This is a genomic window from Phycisphaerae bacterium (assembly GCA_019636475.1).
GTDB lineage: Bacteria > Planctomycetota > Phycisphaerae > UBA1845 > UTPLA1 > JADJRI01.
This window is the reverse complement of record JAHBXN010000006.1, coordinates 1-22,987: the sequence shown is the minus strand read 5'-3', so window position 1 is coordinate 22,987 and position 22,987 is coordinate 1. Positions and strand designations below refer to the sequence as shown.

20 protein-coding genes are annotated in these 22,987 nt (G+C 60.4%); 9 read left to right on the top strand and 11 right to left on the bottom strand.

All coding sequences use genetic code 11. The features are described from left to right. Nucleotides 1-11 precede the first annotated feature (11 nt). The 4 genes from KF841_10860 to KF841_10845 all read right to left on the bottom strand — a co-directional run bounded on the left by KF841_10860 (nt 12) and on the right by KF841_10845 (nt 5,200). A complete protein-coding gene (locus KF841_10860) occupies nt 12-1,154 on the bottom strand; it encodes a HEAT repeat domain-containing protein (GenBank protein ID MBX3395855.1) in 1,143 nt (380 codons plus the stop codon). Further along, the gene (gene lnt, locus KF841_10855) at nt 1,151-3,340 is read right to left on the bottom strand and encodes an apolipoprotein N-acyltransferase (GenBank protein MBX3395854.1); all 2,190 of its coding nucleotides are present in this window, start codon (nt 3,338-3,340) and stop codon (nt 1,151-1,153) included. Before lnt ends, KF841_10860 begins: the two co-directional genes overlap by 4 nt. Nucleotides 3,341-3,788: 448 nt before the next feature. Beyond that, a complete protein-coding gene (locus tag KF841_10850) occupies nt 3,789-4,685 on the bottom strand; it encodes a rhomboid family intramembrane serine protease (protein ID MBX3395853.1) in 897 nt (298 codons plus the stop codon). Next, the gene (locus KF841_10845; protein MBX3395852.1) at nt 4,682-5,200 is read right to left on the bottom strand and encodes an NUDIX hydrolase; all 519 of its coding nucleotides are present in this window, start codon (nt 5,198-5,200) and stop codon (nt 4,682-4,684) included. The genes KF841_10850 and KF841_10845 overlap by 4 nt, the downstream gene beginning before the upstream one ends. 197 nt (nt 5,201-5,397) lie before the next feature. Here KF841_10845 and KF841_10840 point away from each other — a divergent pair, with 197 nt between their 5' ends. After that, nucleotides 5,398-5,940: a PilZ domain-containing protein gene (locus KF841_10840; protein ID MBX3395851.1), complete on the top strand. Its 543-nt coding sequence runs from the start codon at nt 5,398-5,400 to the stop codon at nt 5,938-5,940. 207 nt (nt 5,941-6,147) lie between these two features. Here KF841_10840 and KF841_10835 read toward each other — a convergent pair whose 3' ends face one another. From KF841_10835 to KF841_10825, 3 genes are all read right to left on the bottom strand, one after another. Then, nucleotides 6,148-6,837: a DedA family protein gene (locus KF841_10835; protein MBX3395850.1), complete on the bottom strand. Its 690-nt coding sequence runs from the start codon at nt 6,835-6,837 to the stop codon at nt 6,148-6,150. Nucleotides 6,838-6,904: 67 nt separating this feature from the next. Continuing rightward, the gene (locus tag KF841_10830; GenBank protein ID MBX3395849.1) at nt 6,905-7,636 is read right to left on the bottom strand and encodes a hypothetical protein; all 732 of its coding nucleotides are present in this window, start codon (nt 7,634-7,636) and stop codon (nt 6,905-6,907) included. Nucleotides 7,637-7,711: 75 nt separating this feature from the next. Continuing rightward, nucleotides 7,712-8,734 carry a ParB/RepB/Spo0J family partition protein gene (locus KF841_10825; GenBank protein MBX3395848.1) on the bottom strand — a complete coding sequence of 341 codons (1,023 nt, stop codon included), beginning with the start codon at nt 8,732-8,734 and terminating at the stop codon, nt 7,712-7,714. Between the two features lie 856 nt (nt 8,735-9,590). Here KF841_10825 and KF841_10820 point away from each other — a divergent pair. The 5 genes from KF841_10820 (at nt 9,591) to KF841_10800 (ending at nt 17,032) form a co-directional block, all read left to right on the top strand. Beyond that, complete coding sequence (locus KF841_10820) at nt 9,591-10,538, top strand: hypothetical protein (GenBank protein ID MBX3395847.1); 948 nt, start codon at nt 9,591-9,593, stop codon at nt 10,536-10,538. 246 nt (nt 10,539-10,784) lie between these two features. Then, nucleotides 10,785-11,102 (top strand): hypothetical protein, encoded by a 318-nt coding sequence (locus tag KF841_10815; protein MBX3395846.1) that lies wholly within the window; start codon nt 10,785-10,787, stop codon nt 11,100-11,102. Between the two features lie 139 nt (nt 11,103-11,241). Beyond that, nucleotides 11,242-13,569, top strand: a complete 2,328-nt coding sequence (locus KF841_10810) for a hypothetical protein (GenBank protein MBX3395845.1) — start codon at nt 11,242-11,244, stop codon at nt 13,567-13,569. Nucleotides 13,570-13,622: 53 nt separating this feature from the next. After that, complete coding sequence (gene ccsA, locus KF841_10805; protein MBX3395844.1) at nt 13,623-15,605, top strand: cytochrome c biogenesis protein CcsA; 1,983 nt, start codon at nt 13,623-13,625, stop codon at nt 15,603-15,605. A gap of 170 nt (nt 15,606-15,775) precedes the next feature. Then, nucleotides 15,776-17,032 (top strand): DUF1570 domain-containing protein, encoded by a 1,257-nt coding sequence (locus KF841_10800; GenBank protein ID MBX3395843.1) that lies wholly within the window; start codon nt 15,776-15,778, stop codon nt 17,030-17,032. A 65-nt stretch (nt 17,033-17,097) separates the two neighbouring features. Here the strand turns inward: KF841_10800 and KF841_10795 are convergent, their stop codons facing one another. Further along, on the bottom strand, nt 17,098-17,724 hold the full coding sequence (locus tag KF841_10795; protein MBX3395842.1) for a hypothetical protein: 627 nt from the start codon (nt 17,722-17,724) through the stop codon (nt 17,098-17,100). A gap of 384 nt (nt 17,725-18,108) precedes the next feature. On the opposite strand from KF841_10795, the gene KF841_10790 reads away from it, so the two are divergent. The 3 genes from KF841_10790 to clpX all read left to right on the top strand — a co-directional run bounded on the left by KF841_10790 (nt 18,109) and on the right by clpX (nt 21,040). Further along, nucleotides 18,109-19,227 carry a hypothetical protein gene (locus KF841_10790; protein ID MBX3395841.1) on the top strand — a complete coding sequence of 373 codons (1,119 nt, stop codon included), beginning with the start codon at nt 18,109-18,111 and terminating at the stop codon, nt 19,225-19,227. Between the two features lie 9 nt (nt 19,228-19,236). After that, entirely contained in the window at nt 19,237-19,503 is a 267-nt protein-coding gene (locus KF841_10785; protein MBX3395840.1) for an SHOCT domain-containing protein, read from the top strand. A 274-nt stretch (nt 19,504-19,777) separates the two neighbouring features. Continuing rightward, nucleotides 19,778-21,040, top strand: coding sequence for an ATP-dependent Clp protease ATP-binding subunit ClpX (gene clpX / locus KF841_10780; protein ID MBX3395839.1), 1,263 nt, complete (start codon nt 19,778-19,780; stop codon nt 21,038-21,040). A gap of 210 nt (nt 21,041-21,250) precedes the next feature. Here the strand turns inward: clpX and KF841_10775 are convergent, their stop codons facing one another. The 3 genes from KF841_10775 to KF841_10765 form a co-directional block, all read right to left on the bottom strand. Beyond that, on the bottom strand, nt 21,251-21,430 hold the full coding sequence (locus KF841_10775; protein MBX3395838.1) for a hypothetical protein: 180 nt from the start codon (nt 21,428-21,430) through the stop codon (nt 21,251-21,253). 245 nt (nt 21,431-21,675) lie between these two features. Next, nucleotides 21,676-22,575, bottom strand: coding sequence for a hypothetical protein (locus KF841_10770; protein MBX3395837.1), 900 nt, complete (start codon nt 22,573-22,575; stop codon nt 21,676-21,678). After that, nucleotides 22,572-22,775, bottom strand: a complete 204-nt coding sequence (locus tag KF841_10765; protein MBX3395836.1) for a hypothetical protein — start codon at nt 22,773-22,775, stop codon at nt 22,572-22,574. The genes KF841_10770 and KF841_10765 overlap by 4 nt, the downstream gene beginning before the upstream one ends. Nucleotides 22,776-22,987 lie beyond the last annotated feature (212 nt).

Here is a 22,987-nt window from a genome sequence, read left to right as displayed (position 1 = left end):
TATTCTACTCGCTACGGCTCTTCACGGCCCATATCGCCGACCAGCGGGTCCGGCGAACGCCGCTTCGGCAGAATCGGCGCGGCGTCATCGGCCAGTTCGGGGCGGCACAAGTCGATGATCCGCACCGCGGCCCGAGCCGTCGCGATCTTCACGTATCGCGACTGGTTCGGCTCGTCAAAGGCCTTGCGAAGGTAGACCAGCGTTCCCGGGTCCCCCACGGCCTCCAAGGCCAGCGCCGCAAGACCCCGGACGCGCCGCACCTGCTGCTCCGGCGGATCGTTCGGTATGTCCGTTCGGGGCGCGTTGAAAAACAGGCTGCGCACCGCATGATTCCGACCCTGCGGATGACCCCGGCGGGCCAGACCTCGGACCGCCTGCAACTGAACCTCCGGCCACTTGGCTGACTGCATGCGAAACCAGAACAGCTCCTCGGCCGCTTCGGCCCGGGCATTCGCCAGCATCATCAGCGCAATGGCTGACTGCTGCGGAATTTCGCTATAGCCCTCGAAGATCAGCCGTTCCGTGCCGTACCGATCCCCGAGCGTCGCCAGCGCTTCAAGAATCTGAAGCCGCGGCAGGTCTTTCTGCTCGCGCCGAAGCGCTGTCTTCAGCAATTTGATCTGCTGTTTGCCGCCGATCCGGCCGAGGACCAGCGCCGCATTCGCCCGAACCTTTGCGTCGGGATGGCTGAGAAGGTAGTTCGCGATCTCGCCGGTTCGGCTTCGGTCGCCGAACTTGTGCAGCGCGAAAATGGCCGCCAGGCGGACATTCGGATCGGCATGTTCCGCGCGCGTGCGGACAATATCAATGAGGTAGTCCGCCCCGATTTCGCCGGCCGCCATGAGTGCCGCAAAGCTTGCCCCGGGATAAGCATTTTCAAGGTTCAGCGGAATTGCCTGAAGTGCCAGTCCCTCGCGCGGCGCCACTTCCGCGAAGGCTTCCAGTGCCTGCATCCGCCCGGCGGGGTCATCGCTGAATGCGGCATCTTCCAGTGCCTTGATCGCATCGGTGCGAAATGCGGCCAGCTCGTCGTGCGTCATGCCTTTGGACTGTGGCGCCTGCGGTCCGACACATCCCCACGAGGCGGACAATGCGGACATGGCCGGCGCCATCAGCCACCAGCCGGCCCGAAGATTCCTGAAGCTCCGTTTCATTTCGCGTCGCCTTCCCTGGAACGCTCGATCATCCGGCTTCGGCGAATGTGAACCCGAAGCCAATCCAGCAGCACCAAACCCGTCAGCCCCGGCATCAGTGCCGAAAACAAATCACCCCAACGGGTATACCATGTCAATCGGCTGTCCAGCATCGCTCGGTCCACCGCGAATCCCGGAGCCGTGTCCGGCCGCGCCCGCCAGCGACGGACCGTCGCCAGATCATCGTCGGCCTGTGCGACGAAAGTCGCAATCGTCTCAGATCGCAGCATCCTGGCCTCGCCGATGTTGCTCTGCAATCGATCCAGCCGCTCACCGTACATCCGAAACCCCGGCCCGACCGCGGCATACGCCGGAATCAACTCAAAGCTGATCGCTTGTGCCAGATTCTGCCGCGCGGCCGCGAAACCCGATGCGCCGCCCCCTTGTCCGGCCAGATTCGCACCCAATGCCCTGATTTTTGCCAGTGCCGAATCGACGGCATCAAGCTTCGCCAACTGTTCAGCCGGCATTGAAACCCGGCAGTGAATCTTTCCGTTGGGATAGATCATCGCGCTTGCGCCCGTGTTCACGCTGCGCGCCACGGCAATGCGATTTTCCACCGCGCGGAACACGCCTGCCGCCAGATGCTGTTCCAGTTCGGCGCTGTGCAGAAACCAGCCGTCGTTACTGATCGGCACAAGGAGATCGATGTTCTTCTTCGGCGCGTCCGGCCCTGCATTCGTGCCGCCCCGTGCGAACTCACGCGCGATGTACGGCATGATCTCCTCGTAGCAGATCGGCGCGCCCGCCCTGAAACGACGATCGCGCCGGCCTGCCGCCGCAAACTCAAACGTCACCGCCGCCTCGCCAACACTCAGCGAGAAATGGCGTCCTCCCCTGCCCCAGGGTGTGAACGAATTGAGCTGGTCATACAACCAGGGAATCGAAAATCGAAACGGCACATACTCCCCGAACAGCACGAGGTGACGCTTGTCATTCCTGGCCGCTGGTCGTGATTCGCCCGGCAGAAGCAGATATGCCGAGTTGTAGCGTTCCGCACGCGCGGGGATCGCCGTCGGTCGCCATTCCGTGGCCGTCGCGCCGATGACAAAGGATACGCCCGAATCCGTGCTGAGCGACTGAAACGAATCGCGACTTTGCCGCGCGAACTGCTGCAGGATGCGAAGATCGTTCAGCGACCAGTTCGCGGCATAGACGCGTTGAAGAATCTCCTGCAACGTGTCCGCGCTCGCCAGAATGAACTCATCGTTGAAATGACCATGAAGCGCCGTCTCAGGCAGGACGACCAGGTCCGGCTTCTTCTCGATGGCGGCTCGCGATAGCTCCAGCGCCGCGTCCAGCGTCTCGCCGGGCGTCGGCCGAATATAATCGCTGCCGACATACATCGGCACATCCTGCTGGATCATCGCGATCAGCGGCCCCTCCGCCAGATGTCGCGTGGACGACTGCGAGATCCCGTAGATCACCGTGCCGGCGACAACCAGCACCGTCGCGAGCGTGCCCAGCGGCATCCGCACCGACTTTTCCGCGCGATGAATCACGATCGGTTGTGTCAACAGATCGGCGAACAGACCGTTGATCATCGCCAGCACGAAACTCACGCCATACGCGCCGACGAGATCGCTGATCTGAATCATCGTCAGGACTCGATACTGGCTGTGACCCAGCAGAATCATCGGAAACCCAAGCGGCCCGATGCACCGCAGAAACTCGAAGGCGGTCCACGCAACCGGGGCGATCAGGGCGATTGACAGCCCACGCTTCTGATATAAATGACGAATCGGCCACGCCGTCAGCGGAAACTGCAACGCGAAAAAGAATGACAACGCAAAATATCCGGGCGCCGTCACCGGATACATCCAGCGCACGTTGATGAGAAAGTAACCGGCCCCCAGCAGGTAACTTGCGAAGTAAACAAAGCGGGCCCGGGCCGCGCAGGCAACGCAAACCAGCCACGGAACAAGACACACATACGCGATCGGCCACCAGCCCACGCCGGGGACCGTCACGCACAACATCACCAGCGACGCCATCGTCCAGAGGAACAGGGCCGCCCGGCTGTGAATGCGCGGGAGCGAGCCGGCAACTCGAATCGTCCCCGGCGGGTTTGCTCGACGCCATGAAAACGGCGAGTGGGTCGGCGCCTCCACCTTTGGCGCAGCTGAAGCAACTTTTCGCTTGCTCATGAGGCGGAAGTCTAGCCGACTCGGCGCTGGAATCCGAGCCTTGCAACAACGATCGCGCAAGCCGCTGCCGGCAAACCATCAAAGAACCCCGCCGTCCGCCTCGAGCAGACCCTCTATCGAGCAAAATTTGCCCTTCGGGTTTCTCCAAGGGTTCCAACCGCGGTTTCCGTTTATCAGAGCGGACGGTTGTCTGATTCTCTGTTCACAGACAGGCCCGGCCGTTGCATCCCGCGGATGCGGCGGCCAGATTCAAGATGTCTCGGCGCAGCGGTGCGGCCGAGCCATCGACGCGGGGCGGGTTGAATTTTCGGGTTCTGCCCGCCCCTTTTCTTTTCTCTTTTTCATGGCGCGAAATTGCATTGGGAATTCACGCGCCCAATGATGAAAAGCAATTTGTCACACTCGTCCCGCCCCGGTTGGCGGTCGCGTGACGTTCGGTCTCCGATCGTCATTGCCGCGCGCGCGTTGCCTCTTCCAACTCGCGTTTTTCCGCCCGAGTCAGGCTCCCGATCCCCTTCTCGCGCACCTTGTCGAGGATTGCGTCGATCCGGCGCTCCGCGGCGGCCGCTTTCTCGTAAATCTCCCGGCGGTTTCGAGCCTCGCGGCGTTGGCGCCAGGTGTCGAGGAAACCGAACCATCGTTCGCCGTCGTAGCCCATGTATATCCCGAATGCCAGGCCCGCGAGGTGGCACGCATCGCCTCCCGCATTCTGTCCCCGCTCGAAAAGATTCCACGAGTACATGATCACAAAAATCAGGCTCGCAAGCCGGATCGGAACCGGAAAGAACACAAAGATAATCTGGAAGCTCGGAAACAGGACCGCACACGCGCCGAGCATCGCCAGGACGCCGCCGGACGCGCCGATCAGGCTGACCGGAACACCAAGCACCCTCGCCGGCAACCAGCCGATCAGCGACAACGCAACATACAGCGAGACACCGACCAGGCTGGCAACCGTGTAGAACACAAACAGCCGCAGCGATCCCCACCGCCGCTCCAACGGCATTCCCAGAAAATAAAGCCCGATCATGTTGAACAGGATATGGAACAGCGACGCCTGGTCATGTAGATAGCTGAATGTCAGCAGCCGCCAGATCTGAAATCGGTGTGTCACGTCCTCGACATACATCGCGAGCGATCGGTAGATGATGCCGTTGTCGCCGCCAGTCAGTTTGCACAGCACAAACATTCCGACATTGGCGATCAACAGCCACTTCACCGTCCGGCCCGGGGCGGGCATCCCGCCAAGCCATGAGGAAAAACCGCCCCGGCTGGGCGGTCCGCCCCCGCCGAAAGAGCCCCGATAATCATCTTCCTGTGTGTACGGCCTCTCGCGCCAACTCATTGATCGTTCCTGCTCTGCCAATCCCAACGAACGAGCGTCACCACCGATTTTGCATCGGTCATTCTGCCATCGTACGCCATCCTCAGCGCGTCGTCCCGCGGCGCCGACGCCACGACAATTCGCTCAGTCGGCTCCAGCTGCTGTGCCACCTGAACAAGCTCCGTCGCAACAAACGCATGAATCACCTCATCCATCACGCCCGGCGACGGATGAATCTCGCCAATCGCACGAAGCGCCCCCGCCCGATAGCCCGTCTCCTCCTCCAATTCGCGCGCCGCGGCCGCAATCGTCGATTCCCCCTCGCGATCAAGCGTGCCCGCGGGCAGCTCCCACAGTTCGCGGCCCAGCGTGTACCGGAAGTTGCGGATAAGAACGATGTCTCCGTTCGCCAGCAGCGGCAGTACGACCACCGCGCCCGGGTGCCGAATCAAATCGACCGACCGCGTCCCGCCGTCCGATGTCGGGATGTCCGTCCGTATAACGCTGAACTTCCGAGACCTGAATACGGTTTGCATGGGCTCCTCTGCCGAGTATGTCTGGAATTATAAGGCACGGTTCGCTGCGGATTCTGACTCAGCCCCCCGACCCGGCGGTTTTTTAAGTTTCGACTTTCCCCGCCCCGCCGACCCGCCGATGAACGTTTCGATGGCCTGATTCCCGGTTTGACGGCTCGGCCTTTGCGCCGGCATCCGGCTTGATACGGATTGATGCGATGCCCAATGCAAACTCCGTTTTGGCGCAATGTTACACCTGTAATAGTTGCGGTCTGCCGTTGCCCATTCGATTGCCCCTGCCCGGCGAGGTGGCCGCCAGTTGGGAGTGCCGCTACTGTGGCAGTCGATTTTTCGCGACCCTGATCGACTCCTACCCGCCCGAAATTCTTGCCAATGTCCGGCCGGCCGAGGACCTGAACCCGCGCATCGCCATCGGCGACAAAGTCCTTGCCGAACTTCACCGGCGCAGCGGCCGAATCGGACGCGGACTCGACGAGCGTCATTTCATCCGGGTGCGGTCCGATTTTGCGATCACGATCCTGCAGAACGACGGCGAGCGCTCGGCTGAAATTCTCGACCTTTCCGCCGGCGGCGTCGGCTTCTGTTCCAGCGTGCCCTCGTCGATCGACGAATTGATTGAGATTCGATTCGATTCCATTCCCGGCAGGCCCCGAACGCGCTGCATCGTGCGAAACTGCATCCAGACTCCGGATGGACGATATCGCATCGGCGCGGAGTTTCGCCCCGAGAAAAGCGAGTAAGCAACCGAACGACGAGCCTCCGTAATTCTACGGGATGCGAACTCGGCCCGTGAGGTGCCGAATGATTGTGAGCTTGCGCTCCGCGCGATTGATGTGCGGTCGTGCGACAACGTCAGGCCCGAGGCGGGGCCCCGCGCGACATCCGTATGGGGCAATAAAGCCTGACAACGCGCCCGCCGGTCGGCAAGTCGATTCGGGAAGTCGAAATCAGGCCCCTTCGGTGTTTGCCGGGGCCGGTGCGATCTCGCGTTGCGCGGCCGCGGCTTCCGCCGCCGCGGTCTCGGCGTTTCGCTTGCGCAGATTGTGGTAGTACTCCCACACGGCCCATCCTGCCAGGGCCGCCGCGAGCGCGCCGAGAATCACATAGGTCGCCATCTTCGTGTTGCTGAAGATTGCTCCGATTTTTTCGGGAATGTACCAGCCCAGCCAGATCCAGACCGGCACCGAGATCAGTGCCGCGCCCCCGTCAAAGGCCAGGAGCTTCCAGTACGGCAGTCGAAAGGTGCCGGCAATCAGGAACATGATCGCGCGCAAGCCCGGCATGAACCGCGCAACGAACAGGATCTTGGCTCCGTGCCGTTCAAACTTGTGTCGAGCCTTGTCCACGAGCCAGGGCTTCGCAAATCGCTGAATCCATCGCCGATCCAGAACCCCCTGCCCATACAGACGACCGATCCAAAATAGACAGGAGTCTCCGACGATCACGCCGGCAAGGCCCGTGAACATCATCAGGATAAGCGGCTGTAGCTCGTGTCCTGACGCCTGCCTCACGATCACGCCCGCCAGCACGAGCGGAACATCCTCCGGCAACGGCAGGCCGAAGCCCGCCGCCATCAGCACGACAAACAGCCCCACGTGCGACCATTGTCCGATCACTTCTCGAAAAAAAACTTCCACTCACACACCATCCATGCAACGGGACGCGCCGCAAAAAAACGGCGGCGAGAACCGGGCTAATCCATGTTCAACTTTCAAGTCGCGCCGCCGCGGCCGCGCTGCGAACCGACTCCGCGCCGTCTGCCTGAAGCATGTCCAGCCAGGCGCCCTGCTCGGTCGAAGGCGTCGCGGCACAGTAGTTCACAAGCCACATGCGCCGGCCCTCCGACAACCGTCCGATGCGCTTTCCCATCTCGACGCGACCCGCCTCGCCCAATCCGTAGAGTGCAGCGCACGCGGCATCCACGCCGCCCGCCGTCTTTGAATCCGTCAGGCACTGGCCGATCAGGTCCACGGCCCGCGCGGGCGGCTGCAATTCCGACAGCACGTCAATCGCCGCCGCCGCGATCGTCTCGCGATCGTCCAGCCGCAGATCGAAGAGGGTCTTTACGATCGACTCATCAGTCAGGAATGCCCTGGAAATCTCAATTGCCGCGCGCTGCCGCCCTTCTGATTTCGCAAGCCGGATGGTCCGCGCGATCTCCGGAAGGACGTAACGCGCGACCTTGGGATGAGCCTTCAGACTTGCCGCCCGCTCCGCCAGTTCCGCCGGGGTTCGATTCTCCAGCGAAGCGACAAACATCTCCACCTTCGATCGCAGTTCGGACCGGTCAATCACTCGCCAGACAAGGAAGATGGCGGATCCGGCGATTGACACGGTCAGCAGACACGCGCAAACCGAAACGACCAGATGTCCCCAGACCGACCCCCCGCCGTGTGCCGCGCCGGCGGCACGTCCGGAGGAATTCTTTTTCGCCATGAAACCCACCTATAAATAGACGCGCGTCTATATACTGCGGTCGGCCGAACGACCCGGCCCGCCCGGCCGACCGACTCACACCTCTTCGATCGGGACGCCCAGACGCCGGACGATACGATCAAAATCGTCGAGACTGTAGTACTGCAGCACGATTTTTCCGGTGTGGCGCCGCCGTCCTTCCTGGATCGTCGCGCGAACCCCGATCGTCGTGCGGATTCGCTCCTCCAGTTCCGCCACGTCCGGCCGCTTGCTTTCCTTTTTCTCGTTGTTGCGATCCGACGCCCCGCTGCCGGGCGATCGTGCTAATTCCTGTTCGAGGCGTCGTACGGACCAGCCTTCATTCACGACCTGCTGGGCCATTGCGTGCCTCGCTCGATTGTCCGCAATCGAGAGCAGCAACTTGGCGTGAGCGGATGAGAGTTCTCCTGACTCAAGCAACGGGAGGATATCTTCTCCTAATGTCAGTATTCGTAGGTAGTTAGATACTGTTGCGCGGTCTTCGCCAACTCGCTCCGCCACCTGCTCGTGCGTGAGGTGGTACTTCTCCGCCAGCAGGCGATACCCTCGCGCGCGCTCGACCGGATTGAGATCAGCTCTTTGGATATTCTCGATCAGTGCCAGTTCGAGCATCTGATCGTCCGCTACGGACCGGATGATCGCCGGAATTTCGGCAAGCCCCGCGAGTCGCGTCGCCCGAAGTCGCCGCTCCCCCGCTACCAGTTCGTACCCTGCGTCCGACGGCCGTACGACGATCGGCTGCAAATTCCCGCGCGTTCGGATCGAATTCGCCAACTCAGCCAGCTTCGCTTCCTCAAAGACGCGCCGAGGCTGGAGTGGATTGGCGCGAATCATGTCGAGCTTCAGATTGGCGAGGCGATAACCGCGCCCTGGTGACAACGCTTGATCGGTCGCCGGCTCGACTTCGGCGGGAGACGGCGCTACAGCCTCTACGCCCGGTTTGGCTGAAATGGCGGGGGTTTGATCGCCGCGAATCGAGTCCGTTTCGGCAACCGGCGGCCGGTGGGCCGTAAGTTCACCGGAAATCAGCGACGACAATCCGCGGCCGAGTCGGCGGGGCGGAGGTTGTTTTGATGACATATTCTCGGCTCCCAATGCGCAGTTTGATCCATATTTTGGAGGTGTTTCCCGCGATTCTTTAAGCGTTTTCGCGGTCGTGCGAGCTGATTTTGGGTTAAGATAACGTCTTATAATGGCTGTGTCATCATCGAATCGTGGGAATTTAGGAGTATCAGGCGCATCGTTTTTGCGATGTTCCGCGCGGAACATCGCATGAGTTTTTTGGCGCCGCCCTCACTTTTTTGAGTTCGGCGCGACCCGCCGGCGTCTGATTGCGTGGCCGTCTCGCGCGGTCAGTTGGGGATGTTCCGCGCGGAACATTACCGACTTGCCCCTTAGGAAGTCGGGCGCAGGATGCGGAGTTTACGGAAAGGGAGTTCGGCTGATTCGTTACCGGTGGCCCACCTCGCTAACAGCACATGAAGCCGGTGGATACCTAACAAAAACAGAACACTGTGGGCGATTTCGAATGGTGACATGGAGATCAGTTGTTGCACGCGCAAGGTTCGCGCGGATCAGAATTTAATACTGGTTTTCGGTCCTGCTTTCGGAAGTGTGACTGTGTGGTGGGTTTCGGGCACGTCTCGCGCGCCGATTGGAGCGATGCGATTACAAAGCCCGATAGCTGTGAATGTCTCAGCGATTTGGAATTCGCGGTCGCCATTGCTTCGCACTTGGCAGGGCGGTAGAATTCGATGAAGTCGATCGCGGTACAGCCTACGGGGGGCCGCGGGCGGCACACCCACCCGGATCGCTCTGCGGAGTTCCGCAGGCGCACGAGAGTACCGGCGACACCGATTCGTACCTCGCGATAGATGCTCGCTGCTCACCCTCGCATTCGGCGACCATCCGTGCTTGAGCCTTCAGGAGGCAACTTATGTTTTTTCGCGTGACCAAGGTGGCGAGTTTGGCCGTTGTCTGTCTGGCGGCATTGGGCGCCGTGACAGTCGGCATCGGTTGCGGCGGGACAAGCCCGTTTCTGGCGGCCCAGTTCAACCAGGTGCTATTCGACTTCCTGAACGGGGCGCCGCCGTCTCCGCCACCGACGAACAACAACAATAACAACAATAACACAAGCGTGCTCGCGTCGGTCTGCGATCTGCCGACCGCTCAGCGTTCGATTCGCGTGGAACTACGGAACTCCGCTCCGCAGAACGTCGAATTTGCGATGACGTTCGTGGTGTCGGCGGGGCCGGGCGGGTTCATCTGCGACGACGAACTTCAGAACTACATCAATGCGGGATATTCGGACGCCATTGTTCCGGGTTCGGGGGCTCAGCTTCCGATCGGCTGCGACATCATTTCGCTTTTGAGCGGCACTCGCATCCTGACGCTTGAGTTCGGCTCAAATCAGGGCGCCGCAGGCATTATTCCGGCGAATGCGTCAGGTGACGACGCTCAGACGGGCAATCCGGTATTCCTCAGACGGCGTGACAACGGCGGGCTGGATGTTCCGATTCCGGAGATCATCGTTTTCGGCACCGACGACGTCAATTACATCTGCATCGGCGGCGCCAACGCGGGCGACCTGTGCACCCAGAGAGGTTTTCGATACTTGAGTGCCGCAGGCTTGACAGTTGGCAAGTCGCCGGAGGCATCTCGAATTCAGGGCACGGTCTGCAACGAGAATTTCGGATCGGCTCCGGAGTGGCGGCTTGACAAGACGCTCGACCTGGTGACCCAGCCGTTCCAGTATGGCCGGGGCGGCGCGATTCTGGTTCGGGTGCTCAATCGGGCAAACGACGCGGTGGGCAACCCGCGAAATCAGGTGGTCTGGACGGTGCTCGACGCCGACGGCGACACGTTGCACCCTGAAGATCCTTGATCCCCGGCTGCTGAGAGCGGTCAATTTGTAACGATCAGGCGTCGCCTTCCAGTCAATGTGGGGCGACGCCTTCTTTTTTGGGCCTCCGCTGCGGGAAGGGCCAGGAGGGACCGGAGCGCTGATGGCCGACAGTATGGAAATAGATAGGGATCGATCATCGGGATTTGGGTTTCGCGCGTGTTGAATGTTTGGCAGGGGGGGGTTAGACTACTTGGCTCGACAGATTGGATTTAGAGAGGTGATTTCATGGCGATTGAAGCGAAGCCCGGCAGCAAGATCAAGGTAACCGTGAAGTTGACGCCGAGGAGCGAAGCGGCGGCCAAGACGCTTTCCCGCGTGTTTGGTCGCGGCGACGGGGCGAGAAAACTTCGGGCTGCTCGGCAGCGCATTCGGACATCCAAGATGTGGCAGCATCAGCGCGGCGGTCGCCCCTGGACGGTGCGGCCGAAGGCGCCGCGGCTGTTTCAGCCGACGGCCGGTGATTCGTGCGAAGTTCTGGCGACGACGGCGCTGATTCGCGACCTGAAGAGCGTGTCGCGGTTCGTGGATGTGAAGTCGGCCTGAGCCGTCGCAGTCCTGAATGCAGTGACCAAATTCTGGAGGCCGCCGTTCCGATGAGCACGGCGGCCTTTTCCTATTTGAAGCTGGGCGGGTTCCGATCGTTCAGGACGGGCGGGCGTGCCGCGGCTAGAATCCCGGGATTATGAGTTCTACAACGATTCAACACGCGGCGGGCGGCCGTCGACGGAGGCGGGGAGTCCTTGGATTCATCTCGGACTTTCTAAACAGTATCTGGCTCGGCATCTTTCTGGTCATTGCGATTCTTGTGTACGGCACGCTGGGTTCGGCGGTGCCACCGGTTCGGCAGTTCTTTGAGTTGACCGAGTTCCAGTATTTCAATCACTGGGTATTCCTCGGCCTGATTCTGCTCTTCTGCCTGAACCTGACGGTCGCGACGTTTCGTCGCATCAAGTTCAACTGGATCAATGCCGGCGTGCTGACGGTGCACACCGGCCTGTTGATTCTGTGCTACGGTTCGGTTGTCTACTTCGGCAACAAGATCGAGGGCGACGTGTGGCTTGGGACGCCGACGATCAAGATTTATTCGATCGAGCGCTTCAAGACGGACCGTGAGAACTCGGTGGTCGGCCAGCTTCCCGCGATTGAAGGCGAGGTGTGGGAGCAGAACATTCCGATGCTTGGCGGGCGACATCGGCTCGAAGTGCTCGAGGTTCGGCATGAGGGTCTGGAGACCGGTTCCCATGTCAAGCTGAAAGGGAAGATCGGCGACGGGCCGGAAACGATCCACGAGCTGAATCTGGGCACCTCGGAGCAACTGGGTCACATTGCCCAATTCTCCAACAATTTCGCGATCATGCTGCACCGGTCCGCCGAAACGAACTACTTCTATGATGACACAACGCCGGCACTCATCATCCCGCTGGGCGAGAACCGATCGAGCTGGGCCTACTTCGAGCTGCCGAGTCTGCCTTATTATCATGAGCGGTTCGTGGCCTATTCGAAGGATGATCCGGTCGCCGCGGATCTCGCTCCGATCAAAAGCACCGACGGGTCGGCGGCGATTTCGGGCCGGCTGAGTCCGATTCCGCTTGTTGAGCGTTGGCGGATGCCGATTGATGTCATCCCCGCGACATCCGCGATGGCGAATGACTGGCCGATTACGATTACGGTGGACGGCTTTCTTCCATATGCGGAGCTGGATCAGCATCCCATGCCGGGCGGGGATCGGCTGTTTCCCATTTCGCGGATTTCCTATGACCACGGACACGATCCGCATGAGGAGTGGTTTGCGGCGTTGTCGCCGGTGCGGTCGGCGGCGGAGTTTCACGACGGGACGCGGGTTGAATTCGCCTGGTTGGGGGATGCGACGTCGCTGGATCCGTCGTGGTCGGCGCCGATCGAGGGCCGGCATGTGCTGTCGGTTTATGTGAAGGATGTGAACGTACGGCGATCGTATGACGTCACCGCGGGGCAGGTTCTGCCGGTGGAGGGGACGGATTATACGTTGACGATCGATGAGCTTCGTCCGAGTTGGCCGTTGATGACGAAGGGCTTTGAGAACGCGCGGACGGCGATTGCGCTGGTGGTGTTGAAGCGGGGGGATTTGGAGATTCAGCGTTCGGTGCTTCAGCGTTTTCCGTCGTTGAATCAGGACCGTTATCCGCAGAGCCACCCGGACGAATCGAAGCGCGGCAAGCGCGTGGACGACCAGCGAAGCATCGTGGACGAGAACATCGAACTGCAATACTTCGATGCGGCCACCGATCATGTGCTGATCGCGGCGGGCAGCAACTATGCGCCGACGATGATTCATACGGCGCCGGGCGGGAAGCGGACGATGCAGCGTCTCGACTTCGGCAAGCCGGTCAGTCTGGGTGGGGACAAAGTCGTGACACTGCACGAACTGATCGAGCAGCCACGGCTGGAGACGCAGCCGGTCGTGATTCCGAAGCAGAATCGGCGTTCCCTGATGGATGTTCGTCGTGCGAACTCGGCGATACGTCTTCTTCTTCGGAGCAAGGATGGGAAGTGGAGCCGGCATGTCTGGCTGCCTTTCAGCCAGTACAACGGCGACAACCTTCTCGACCCGGTTCAGCCGACGGTGGTGAGCGATGTTCCGTCGCTGGGCGAGATCCGGCTGATGTATGGTCGCGCGACGCGAAGCCTTCCGACGACGATGACGCTTGAGCGCTTGCAGACCGACATGTATCCGGGCGAGATGCAGGCGCGTGAATGGACGAGTCTGTTCCGATATCGCGATCCGGTGACGGGGCAGGTGCAGCGCGGGCGGGCGTTTCTGAACAACACGTACTCGATCGGGGACTGGACATTCTTTCAGGCTCGCGCGGCGGGCGATCACAAGTCGTGGACGATTCTTGGCGTCGGCAATCGGCGGGGTGTCTGGACGATGTTGGCGGGATGCATCCTGGTCTCGCTTGGAATGGTTTACGCATTCGCAGTGAAGCCTGCACTGGTGAAGCGGCGACGAGACCGGATTCAGCGGGGTTGAGCGGAGGGTTTTCGGGCTCGATGCGTTGGAATCCATGTCGAACGGGAATAGCCATGAATAATACGCAAGGGACACGACAGTTCGGGCGACGGCGGGCTCACGGAGCCCGCGGCCTGTTGGTGTGCGTGCTGGCGGTGGGGTTTGCCCGGATGGCCGGGCCCGCTGCGGGGGCGGAGGGTTCGACGGAAGGTGCGTCCTCTTCGACAGCGGCGACGCAATCATCGGACCCGGCCGCATCGCTTCGAGCGATTCAGGATCGGGTCGATGTTCGAGCGCTGGGCCTTCTGCCGATGCTGGACAACAACAGCTGGCGGTACTCGACGGTCGACTCGTGGTCTCGCAAGGTGGTCCAGGCGATCTACGGGCCGGGCGACTTTGAGGGACTGGATCCGGTTGTGGCGGCGATGGAACTGCTGTTCAACGTCGGTGCGTATCACGATCAGCCGGTGCTCTACGTCAAAGACCTCGGGGTGTTGCGTGATCTCACGAAGTACCCGATCGAGGTCTCGGATGGTCAGCGCCGGCAGATTCTCAAATCGAAGCGCATCAGTTACGACTTTTTCACGTCGCCCGCCGTCTCGCAGCGGTTGCAGGAATTGTCGGGCGAAGTCATGAAGAACAAAGCGATGGGGCGTCTGGGTACGGCTCGGTTCACCTACGAGCGGCTGCCATCGATGTTCACGATCGTTCCGTGTCCGAATGGAGCGCGAGAGACTCCATGGATTCCGGTTGAGACGCTGCTGAACGCGGAGGGTCGGGCGAAGGCGGGCATTTCGTTGGAGCAGGCGCGTCCTATCGTGGAGGCGTATCGGAACTTCGGGCTGGCCTGGTTGAACCGGGATCTGGGGGGGATCAACGAAGGCATTTCAAAGCTGTCGCAACTTCTGCCGACGCTCGCGCCGGCAGGCGTTTATCCGCCGATGTCGGCGCGCGAGGCGGAATTGAAGTACCGTCGATATGAACTGATCAAGAAGGGATGGGGCGTTTATATCGTCGCGTTCTTCGTATCGATCTTTGCGGTGGCGACGCGATATCGATGGGCTCGGCTGATCGGCGTATCGCTGCTTGCGGTGGCGCTGGGGCTGCACGGCTATGACCTGTGGATGCGATGGGAGGTTGTGGGCCGTGTGCCCGTGGCGAACATGTACGAGGCGGTCGTGTCGAGCGCGTGGATGGCGTCGCTGCTGGGGTTTTTGCTGGAGTTGTTCACCCGGAAGCGGGTGTATCTGCTGGGGTCTGCATTTCTCGGGTTCTTCGCGCTGGCGCTGCCGGAACTTCTTCCCGACCAGGTGAACAACAATCTGCAGACGATGATGCCGATTCTGGATGACATCATGCTGCGGATTCATACGGTGCTGATCATTGCGAGTTATGGTGTCATTACTCTGGCATATGCCGCGGCGAACTGCTATCTGGTCGTTTCGGCCTGGCGGGATCGCAGTGCGCTGGCCCGTGTGACGATCGGAGCGCAGATTGGCGCGGTTGCCTGCCTGTTCGGCGCATATGGCGGATTTTTCGATACGGCGTCATCCATCTCGTCACGCCTGTTCGGCCTGATGGGCGTTGTGGACGAGGATGTTCTGCTTGTGTGGCAGTTCATCGGCACGTTGATTCTGTCGATGGCGGGTTGTTCCCTGCTGTCGCTGGGCCTGTTCGGCGTATTCGGCGGCTCGACGGGGAACGGCCGGATCGCGTCGATTTCGCCGGCGGATTTTCCGGTCGGCCGGGACGTGCTGGAGGAATTTGACCTTGCTCAGCGGGTGCTGATCTACACATCGATGGTGGCGTTGTTCGTGGGCATTGTGCTGGGTGCGATCTGGGCGGATTATTCGTGGGGGCGGCCCTGGGGATGGGATCCGAAGGAGGTGTTCGCGCTGAACACCTGGCTTGTGTATGCGGTTCTGATTCACGTTCGATTCGTGACGAAGCGCCGTGCTCTCTGGACGAGCGTGCTGAGTGTTCTGGGGTTTGCGGCGATGCAGTTCAACTGGTGGGTCGTGAATTTCTATATTGTGGGGCTGCACAGCTACGCATAACGGGCCGCGGGCGGGGGCATTGCGGCGTGAATTCTGGCGTACTTCGCATCCGGCGACGGGTCGAGGCCTTTCCGGCGAGGGGATCGGGTTCAGTCGGACGGGTGGAATCGATAGAATATGGTGGCGGCTCTCGGGTGTGCCGTGCGTGTGGTTTCGGAAAGGGGCCTGTAATGAACGGATCATACAAGCGCTGGTTTGCGGCCTTGATGGTTATTGTGGCAGTCATGTTGGCCGGGGCTGCACTGGTCGTGGGGCCGTCCGCCGGGGTGGTTCGCGCGGATGATGAGGAGGGTGGCGCGACCACCAAGAAGCAATCGAAGGATGAGTCTTCCAAGACCGGGAAGAAGGACGGCGCTTCGAAGTCTGGGGGTAAATCCAAGTCGAGCGATCGGAAGACGATCTCGGTCGGCAACAAGATGGACATGTCTCCGGTGCCGGCCGACGAGAAGCTTGAGAAGAAGCTGCTCAAGGAGCTTGGCGCGGGATTCAAGGTCAAGCGGACGCCGCATTATTCCATATTGTATGACACGAACGAGGAGGATCTTGCGGCCTTCAGTCATGCGATCGAGCGAACGTATCGTGGATGCGGGAAGTTTTGTCTGAGCCTTGGGATTGAGGTGCTGATTCCTGAGCGGAAGATGATCGCGTATTTCTTCAACGAGTTCGCGGATTACGGAAAAATGAAGGAGAGCCTTGGCGCGGGCAAGCCGGATCCGAACAACACGGGGTTCTATCTTCCGAAGAATAACTACTCATACTTCTACAATTTCCGAAATACGCCGGAATTCAAGCGGGCGAGGGAGGACGCGGAGAAGCGGCTGGCCGATCTGGGGAAGCAATTTCGCGATTCGAAAGACGCGGCGGCTCGCAAGAGTCTCCAGTCTCAGATGAACGACGCACGGAGAATCATCAATCGCACGGACAGTTTCGGCGGAGGTGTCACTGAAGAGACACTTCAGCACGAGGTGGCCCACCAGGTTCTGTGGAATATCGGGTTTCACAATCCGAAGGAGTTTGTCGCCAATCCGCGATGGTTCGCGGAGGGTATCGCGCAGCTCTTTGAGCCGGTCAGCGAAGGCGGCGCCGGCAACATGGGGCTGGTGAATCGGGAGCGGCTCAAGAACTACCAGGCGGTGGCGGACGCGGACCGCCTGATTCCCTTGAAGGATTTCGTCTCGACCGCGGAACCCTTCATGCGCGGTGATGCCGGCGGGCTGGCATATCCCCAGAGTTGGGCATTGGCGCATTATCTGGTTCGGGTGAAGCGGAAAGAAACGAAGGCGTACGTTGAACTGATCCTGAAGCGACCGAAGGGATACAAGACTTCGCCCGAAGAGGAACTGGAGCTTTTTGAGAAGTGTTTCGGCAAGGCCGACAAAAAGTGGGAAAAGAAGTGGAAGAGCTGGATGAAGAGCGTCAGACCCTGATTGATGGGGCCAGCGACACGCGCGTGTCATCTATTCGCGCGGTCGCATCGGAGAGTGCCCTTGCTTCAATTGAAGAGGGAGTCGAGCAGGTCGGCGATTTCGTCGTCCGAGTCGCGCCGGGGTTGATTGCTGCTATTTGAGTTGCCGAAGAGGTCGAAACCGTTGTCGGCCACGTTGTCATTCGAGCCGAAGAGTCCGCTGAATGGGGATCCATCGTCGGCGCCCTGCTCGACGCTGACCGCGACGTCGTAGTTGAAGAGCGAGCCGGTCAGCCGGACCCGTATCGCATCACCGCAATCGAAATCCACGTCGCGTCGGAGCGATCGTCGCTTGTTCGTGTCGCCGAGCGGGAATCCGAAGGTGGCATCGCGGAATCGCGCGCCGTCGATAGCGATCGTTTCGAGTTCGGAGCAACTGAGCCGGATCGTGATCGTCTGGTTGGGTCCGACCACGCCGTTATCGCCCAATCCGGTGATCAGCGTACCGGTGTTGAAGCCGTCTTCCAGCAGGTTTCGACTCCTGCTGGTTCGAATTTCGGGGGAGGCGGCGAAGGCCGTTTCATTGACGATAATGAGCTGGGTGGATCGCGTCTGGAGCAGGCCGGCTACCGCGTCGCAGGCCGCAATGCCGGTCGGCAGAATGATGACGGCAAAGGTGATCGCGGCAGTTTTTGCGTGGCTGAAAGGCTTCATGGCGGGCTCCCAGTGGTGATCGGCCGGTTCCGTCGGCCAGTCGCTCGATGAGCGTGCGGCCTCCACGGGGGCATATCGGTTATTGGCCAGCGGAACTTCAGGGTGGGTCGTAAAATGGGGTGCTCCGGTGAGCGGGTGCGTTATGCGGTCACGCGGGGAGTTGGAGCGGATCCGGTTTGGCCGGCGGTTTGGCGAATCGTTGGTATCGGTATAAAGTGTAGAGTCTGTAGTTCGCTGCTCCGCGGTGGCCGGGACCCAACGGTCTTAAGGGCCCTATCGGAGATAGTCCGCCGGCCCGTCGCAATTGTTGGTTGAAATTGGGCAGGGTCGAAGCTCCGGCGGATGTGCCGGAGTTCCTCGCGATCTTATGAGAGGGTCGTCGCCATGGCTTTGCATCTTGGCGGTGTGCGTATCTGGCTGGTCTTCGTCGGCGTAAGTCTTGCGTTCGCGCGATCAGCGCTGGGTGAGGTCATTGGCGTCACGGGTTCGTCAACGGCAACCGTGATCCAGTTTGACGGAATCTTGCCGGTTCAGAGCGACTTCGCGCAGATTCTGGTCCCACTGACGAAGCCGGAGCCGCCGGCGTTGTCGGTTGCCCAGGTCGATCGTTACATCGGCGAGGAACTGACGGCGTCGGGCTCGGTGCTGTCACTCTTTCAGCAGCCGAACTTCACGGGCATCGGCGTCCCGAATGATGTCGGGATGGACCTGGCGGCGTTTGCGGAGGATGGCGGCACGAGCTGGTTCCTGCGGGGCGAGGCGACGGAGACGCGGACGATTATCGTCCGGCCGCAGGATGCCGGAACGGATACGTTGACTTTCGGTGCGTCGAATCGCGGCCGTAGCCGGGTGGTTTTGTCGGGAGTGATGTTCATCACGTCGCGCGAGCCGACGCGGAATCTGACCGGTGCGGAAGTGAAATTGAATGTGCTGGTGGAGCGCCGGCAGTTCGGGCGATTGCCCACGACATTGATGGAAGGTGAAGTGGTTCTCGGCGGCGGTTCGAACGGAACGGTTTCATTGACGCGGGCGACCGGGAGCTTTCAGGGCGCTCTGCTTCCGGTTGTGGACTTTTCGGGCGTGGTTTCGGAGCTTCCGGTGGTTCAGGCGGTTTTGTTTGCGGGGGTCGAGTTGCCGTATGAGTATTCATTTGATGTGAATCTCCCGTTTGAGTTGGAGTTGAAGGTTTCGTGCGAGGCTCGGACGTTGCCGGACGGCGTGGGTGCGAGCGCGGTGTTCGGTCTGCCGCAGGTCAACCTGCCGACGGTGATGCAGAAGGTCGCGCGGGATGATCGCGGGGCGCGTCTGGCGAAAGCGATCGCCGGGCGCGTGGATACGACGGGGGTCCGGTATGAGGGCGGAATCGGCTCTTTGCTGCCGTCGTTGTGCGGGGCTGTGGGGATGGAATCGTTTGCGATCGGGATGTTCTGTTTCTTGACTGCCGCATTTCGTGTGCGCCGCCGGAACAGCCGATGCGTGGTGGGCATGAAACGGGGCTTCTGATTCGTGTTGATGGCGAAAACGGGCTCGGGGGACGTCCTGTTCTGGTGCGTCGTTCTCGTCGCGTTAATCGTCGTTCTCGGCGTGGGTCTTTGGTTTCTGCGGCGGTCGATCTGGGGGACGACGTCGTCGGCGGTCGAGGACGGGCTTACGCTGCAGCAATTGCGCGAGCTTCGTGATGCGGGGGAGATTTCCGAGGCCGAGTTTCAAGCACTTCGCCGAGCGATGATTGACCGATTTCCGACGTCGAAGCAGCAAGGCGCGGAAAATGCGGGGTGACGGCTTTGATTCGGCGTGGCCTTGGACGCAGTCTTCGCGCGAGTGACGCCTAAGCGGTTTGCGATTAAGGAGATGTGGTCGCGGCGTCGATATCTTGCGTGCGGCATTTGAATTGGTTGTTTGCTAGAATAGGTTCGGATAGCGGTCAGGCAGTTGGCCGGACGGAACCACTGACCCAACGAGGTACGCTCACTTGTCGAACGGAAACAAAGGTGGAACAGGCGGAGGCCCTCCCGGGCGAGGCGGATCGCGTGGCGGTGGCGGCTCGGACGATCTGGGCAAGCAGCGGAAGCGTGCAAGCGAGTGCAGCTTTTGCGGCAAGACGCATCGCGAAGTCGGCCCGATGGTTGAGGGGCCGAACGATGCGTTCATCTGCTCGAATTGCGTGGACTTGTGCCACAATATCATTCAACAGGAGAAGCGCAAGGCCGGCGGGCTGAAGCCTTTGTTCAACAAAATTCCGTCGCCTCGCGAAATCAAGGAATATCTCGATCGATACGTCGTCGGCCAGGATCACGCGAAGAAGACGCTGTCGGTCGCGGTTTACAACCATTATCAGCGTTTGACGTATTCCGATCGAAGTGAGCCGGATGACATCGAGATTGAGAAGAGCAACATTCTGCTCCTGGGGCCGACGGGAAGCGGCAAGACGCTGCTTGCGCGAACGCTCGCGAAGGTGCTTGATGTGCCGATCGCGATCGGCGACGCGACGACGCTGACGGAAGCGGGCTATGTCGGTGAGGACGTCGAGAATGTGTTGTTGCGGCTTTTGCAGGTCGCGGACTTCGATCTGGAGACCGCTCAGCGCGGCATCATCTATATCGATGAGATCGACAAGATCGCACGGAGCGCGGGCAACGTCAGCATCACGCGCGATGTTTCGGGCGAGGGTGTTCAGCAGGCGTTGCTGAAGATGCTTGAGGGCACCGTCTCCAATATTCCTCCGCAGGGCGGACGCAAGCATCCGGAGCAGCAGTACATTCAGATGGACACGACGCAGATATTGTTCATCTGCGGCGGAACGTTTTCGGGATTGGAAGAGATCATCAAGCGCCGAATCGGTCGGAAGGCCATCGGATTCGCAAGCGAGCTGAGCGGCGACGATTCGGCGGATGCGCGGAGCGCGATTCTCGCGCAGGCGCGGCCGGAGGACCTGATTGAGTTCGGCATGATTCCCGAGTTTGTCGGCCGCCTGCCGGCCATGGCGACGCTCGGACCGCTGGATGAGTCTTCGCTGGTTCGCGTACTGACGGAGCCGAAGAACGCGCTTATTCGTCAGTATCAGAAGCTCTTTGAGATTTCGGGCAGCGAGCTGGAATTCACGGACGCGGCGCTTCATGAGCTGGCACGGCGGGCCCTGCAACGCGATACGGGCGCGCGGGCGCTTCGAGGCGTTGTCGAGGATTTCATGCTCGAGATCATGTTCCATCTGCCGGAGCCGGAGCGCAAGGGCCGGTATGTGATTACCGATGCCGTTGTGCGCGGCGAGGAGAAGGCCGTGCCGGTTCGCGAGTCTCGGCGGAAGGAATCGGCGTAGGGAATCACCGGGCCGGTTCGCATTTCCGAATCTGACGAAACCACGCTGCCCGTTGGGCATGAGACGGTCATCCCAACTTTGTCCATATTGAACTGATGTCACGCACTGCTTCGCGAAGGTGCCGCGCACGCGGCAAACGATGAGATTGTTCATCCTGCGAGTGAGCGATTGCGCCCCAGCCACGTTTGACTGGTGGCGTGCATCGAACAATCAATCGATGATGTAATGGAACGGTCCGTTCGCAGTGCCATCGTCAAAGCCCATGCCCGCAAGGTACGACGCAGTGCTCGTCACGCCGCCCGAGCCGATGTGTTGGGTGTATGGAGACCAACGGATCGAGCATGGAGGCTCGCGATGACTCTTGTATCGTCGTTCACCTCGCTTTGGCAAGAGATTTCGTTCGTGATGACGCAGCCGACGTTCCCCAGCTTTGCGACCCTGTTGACCGGCTGGGTCTCCGCCCGTAGGGTGGACGAAGTTTGCGAGTCAAGCTCCCGTTCGCCCTCCGGGCGGGAGCCACTTATTGAATCAATGTTGCCGGCGATTGAAATCCCTGGCTACCAACGCGCACCCTCAGGGCGTGTTAACAGAATGGCTTTCCATTTCGAAACTCAGACATAACTGACATCATACTGTCACTCTGCCGGCTGAATGGTCGGCTTTGGTACCTTTGGACATACGCTAACACGGCTGTTGTAGAGGGAGAGGGCCGACTCGGAGCACTTCTTGAAGGTGTCGGTGGCGTCGGTCATGCACTTCGCATACTTCTCGGGATTGGGGGCATTCGGCGCCTGGGCATTCTGCCCATGAAGCGTGTTGCAGTTGCCTTCCATCTCGCCTCGATTCAGGAGGCACTTGGCATAATCGACGAAGTAATTGCCCATGGCGATCGCCACACAGGGGGGATCGGGGATCGTCTCAGACGGCTGTGTTGTTGCAGGTGGCGCGAGGTCCTGATCGAGGGCGTACGCGAGCGCCGAAACCACGTAAGATTCGACCACCGGGTCCATCGGCGTAATCTGGTCGAAGCTGGGCCAGAGCAAGCCTGGCTCTACTTGTGGATCTTCACGATTGTCCGTCTTGAACAGCGAATAACCCAAGTTCGTCGAATTGAATTGCCAATATGCCGTGGCGGTTGTTGCGAAGACAGCCTCATCAGCGGGCACCGAGCGATCGTTGTCATGCCATGCATGGAGTTGGATCAACGTCGCCCCGTGGTCTGACGCGTAGCACCTGAGCTTGTCGAGGAAAGTAGGCTCGTCGAAGGACCAGTGGATCGATATCACAATGTCATCCCAAACGCATTGATTCAGTTGTTGCTCGAGTTCGGCAGCAGTCGTGACGAGGTTGGGCGTATCGCAATTCGCCAAGGTGACGTGGTATGCCGTCCGCGCCTGCAGGAGCGCCCCCGGAGTTAAATCGGTGAAGATAAGGACATGCTTAGAATTCCCCTCTGCTCGAAGAGACTGCACCGTGAAACCACAAAGCAGCGAGACCGAAACAATGAAATGCGCGACGACTTTTTTTGTGTTCATTGTTGGTTACCTCGCACTGGAATGACCAGCACGCTGACTTCATCCTCACCTGCATACACAATCGTCATTACCGCCAGCTTAGAACGTACCACCACGGTGCGAGCAATGGCGCCACCCTCTGCACCAATTTCGCGGATCAGTTTTCTCCAACATGCATGACAGAAACGATCCGGATCCGGATCCCGATGCGGCACTCGCATCAACTTAAGCTCCGCACCGAATTCCGTGATTCGAACCGTGATGGCACTGATATCCCGGCTCCAATCGGCAGACCGTTCTGCAATTAGCCCGCAGACGGAGATTGCGCACGACAGTGTCGGATGAGTGACGGGGCCAGGACGACCCCGGAATAGCCTGCCAAGCTTGTGAATTAGGCCATGCATCGATCAGCCCCCACCTCCAATACGAACAT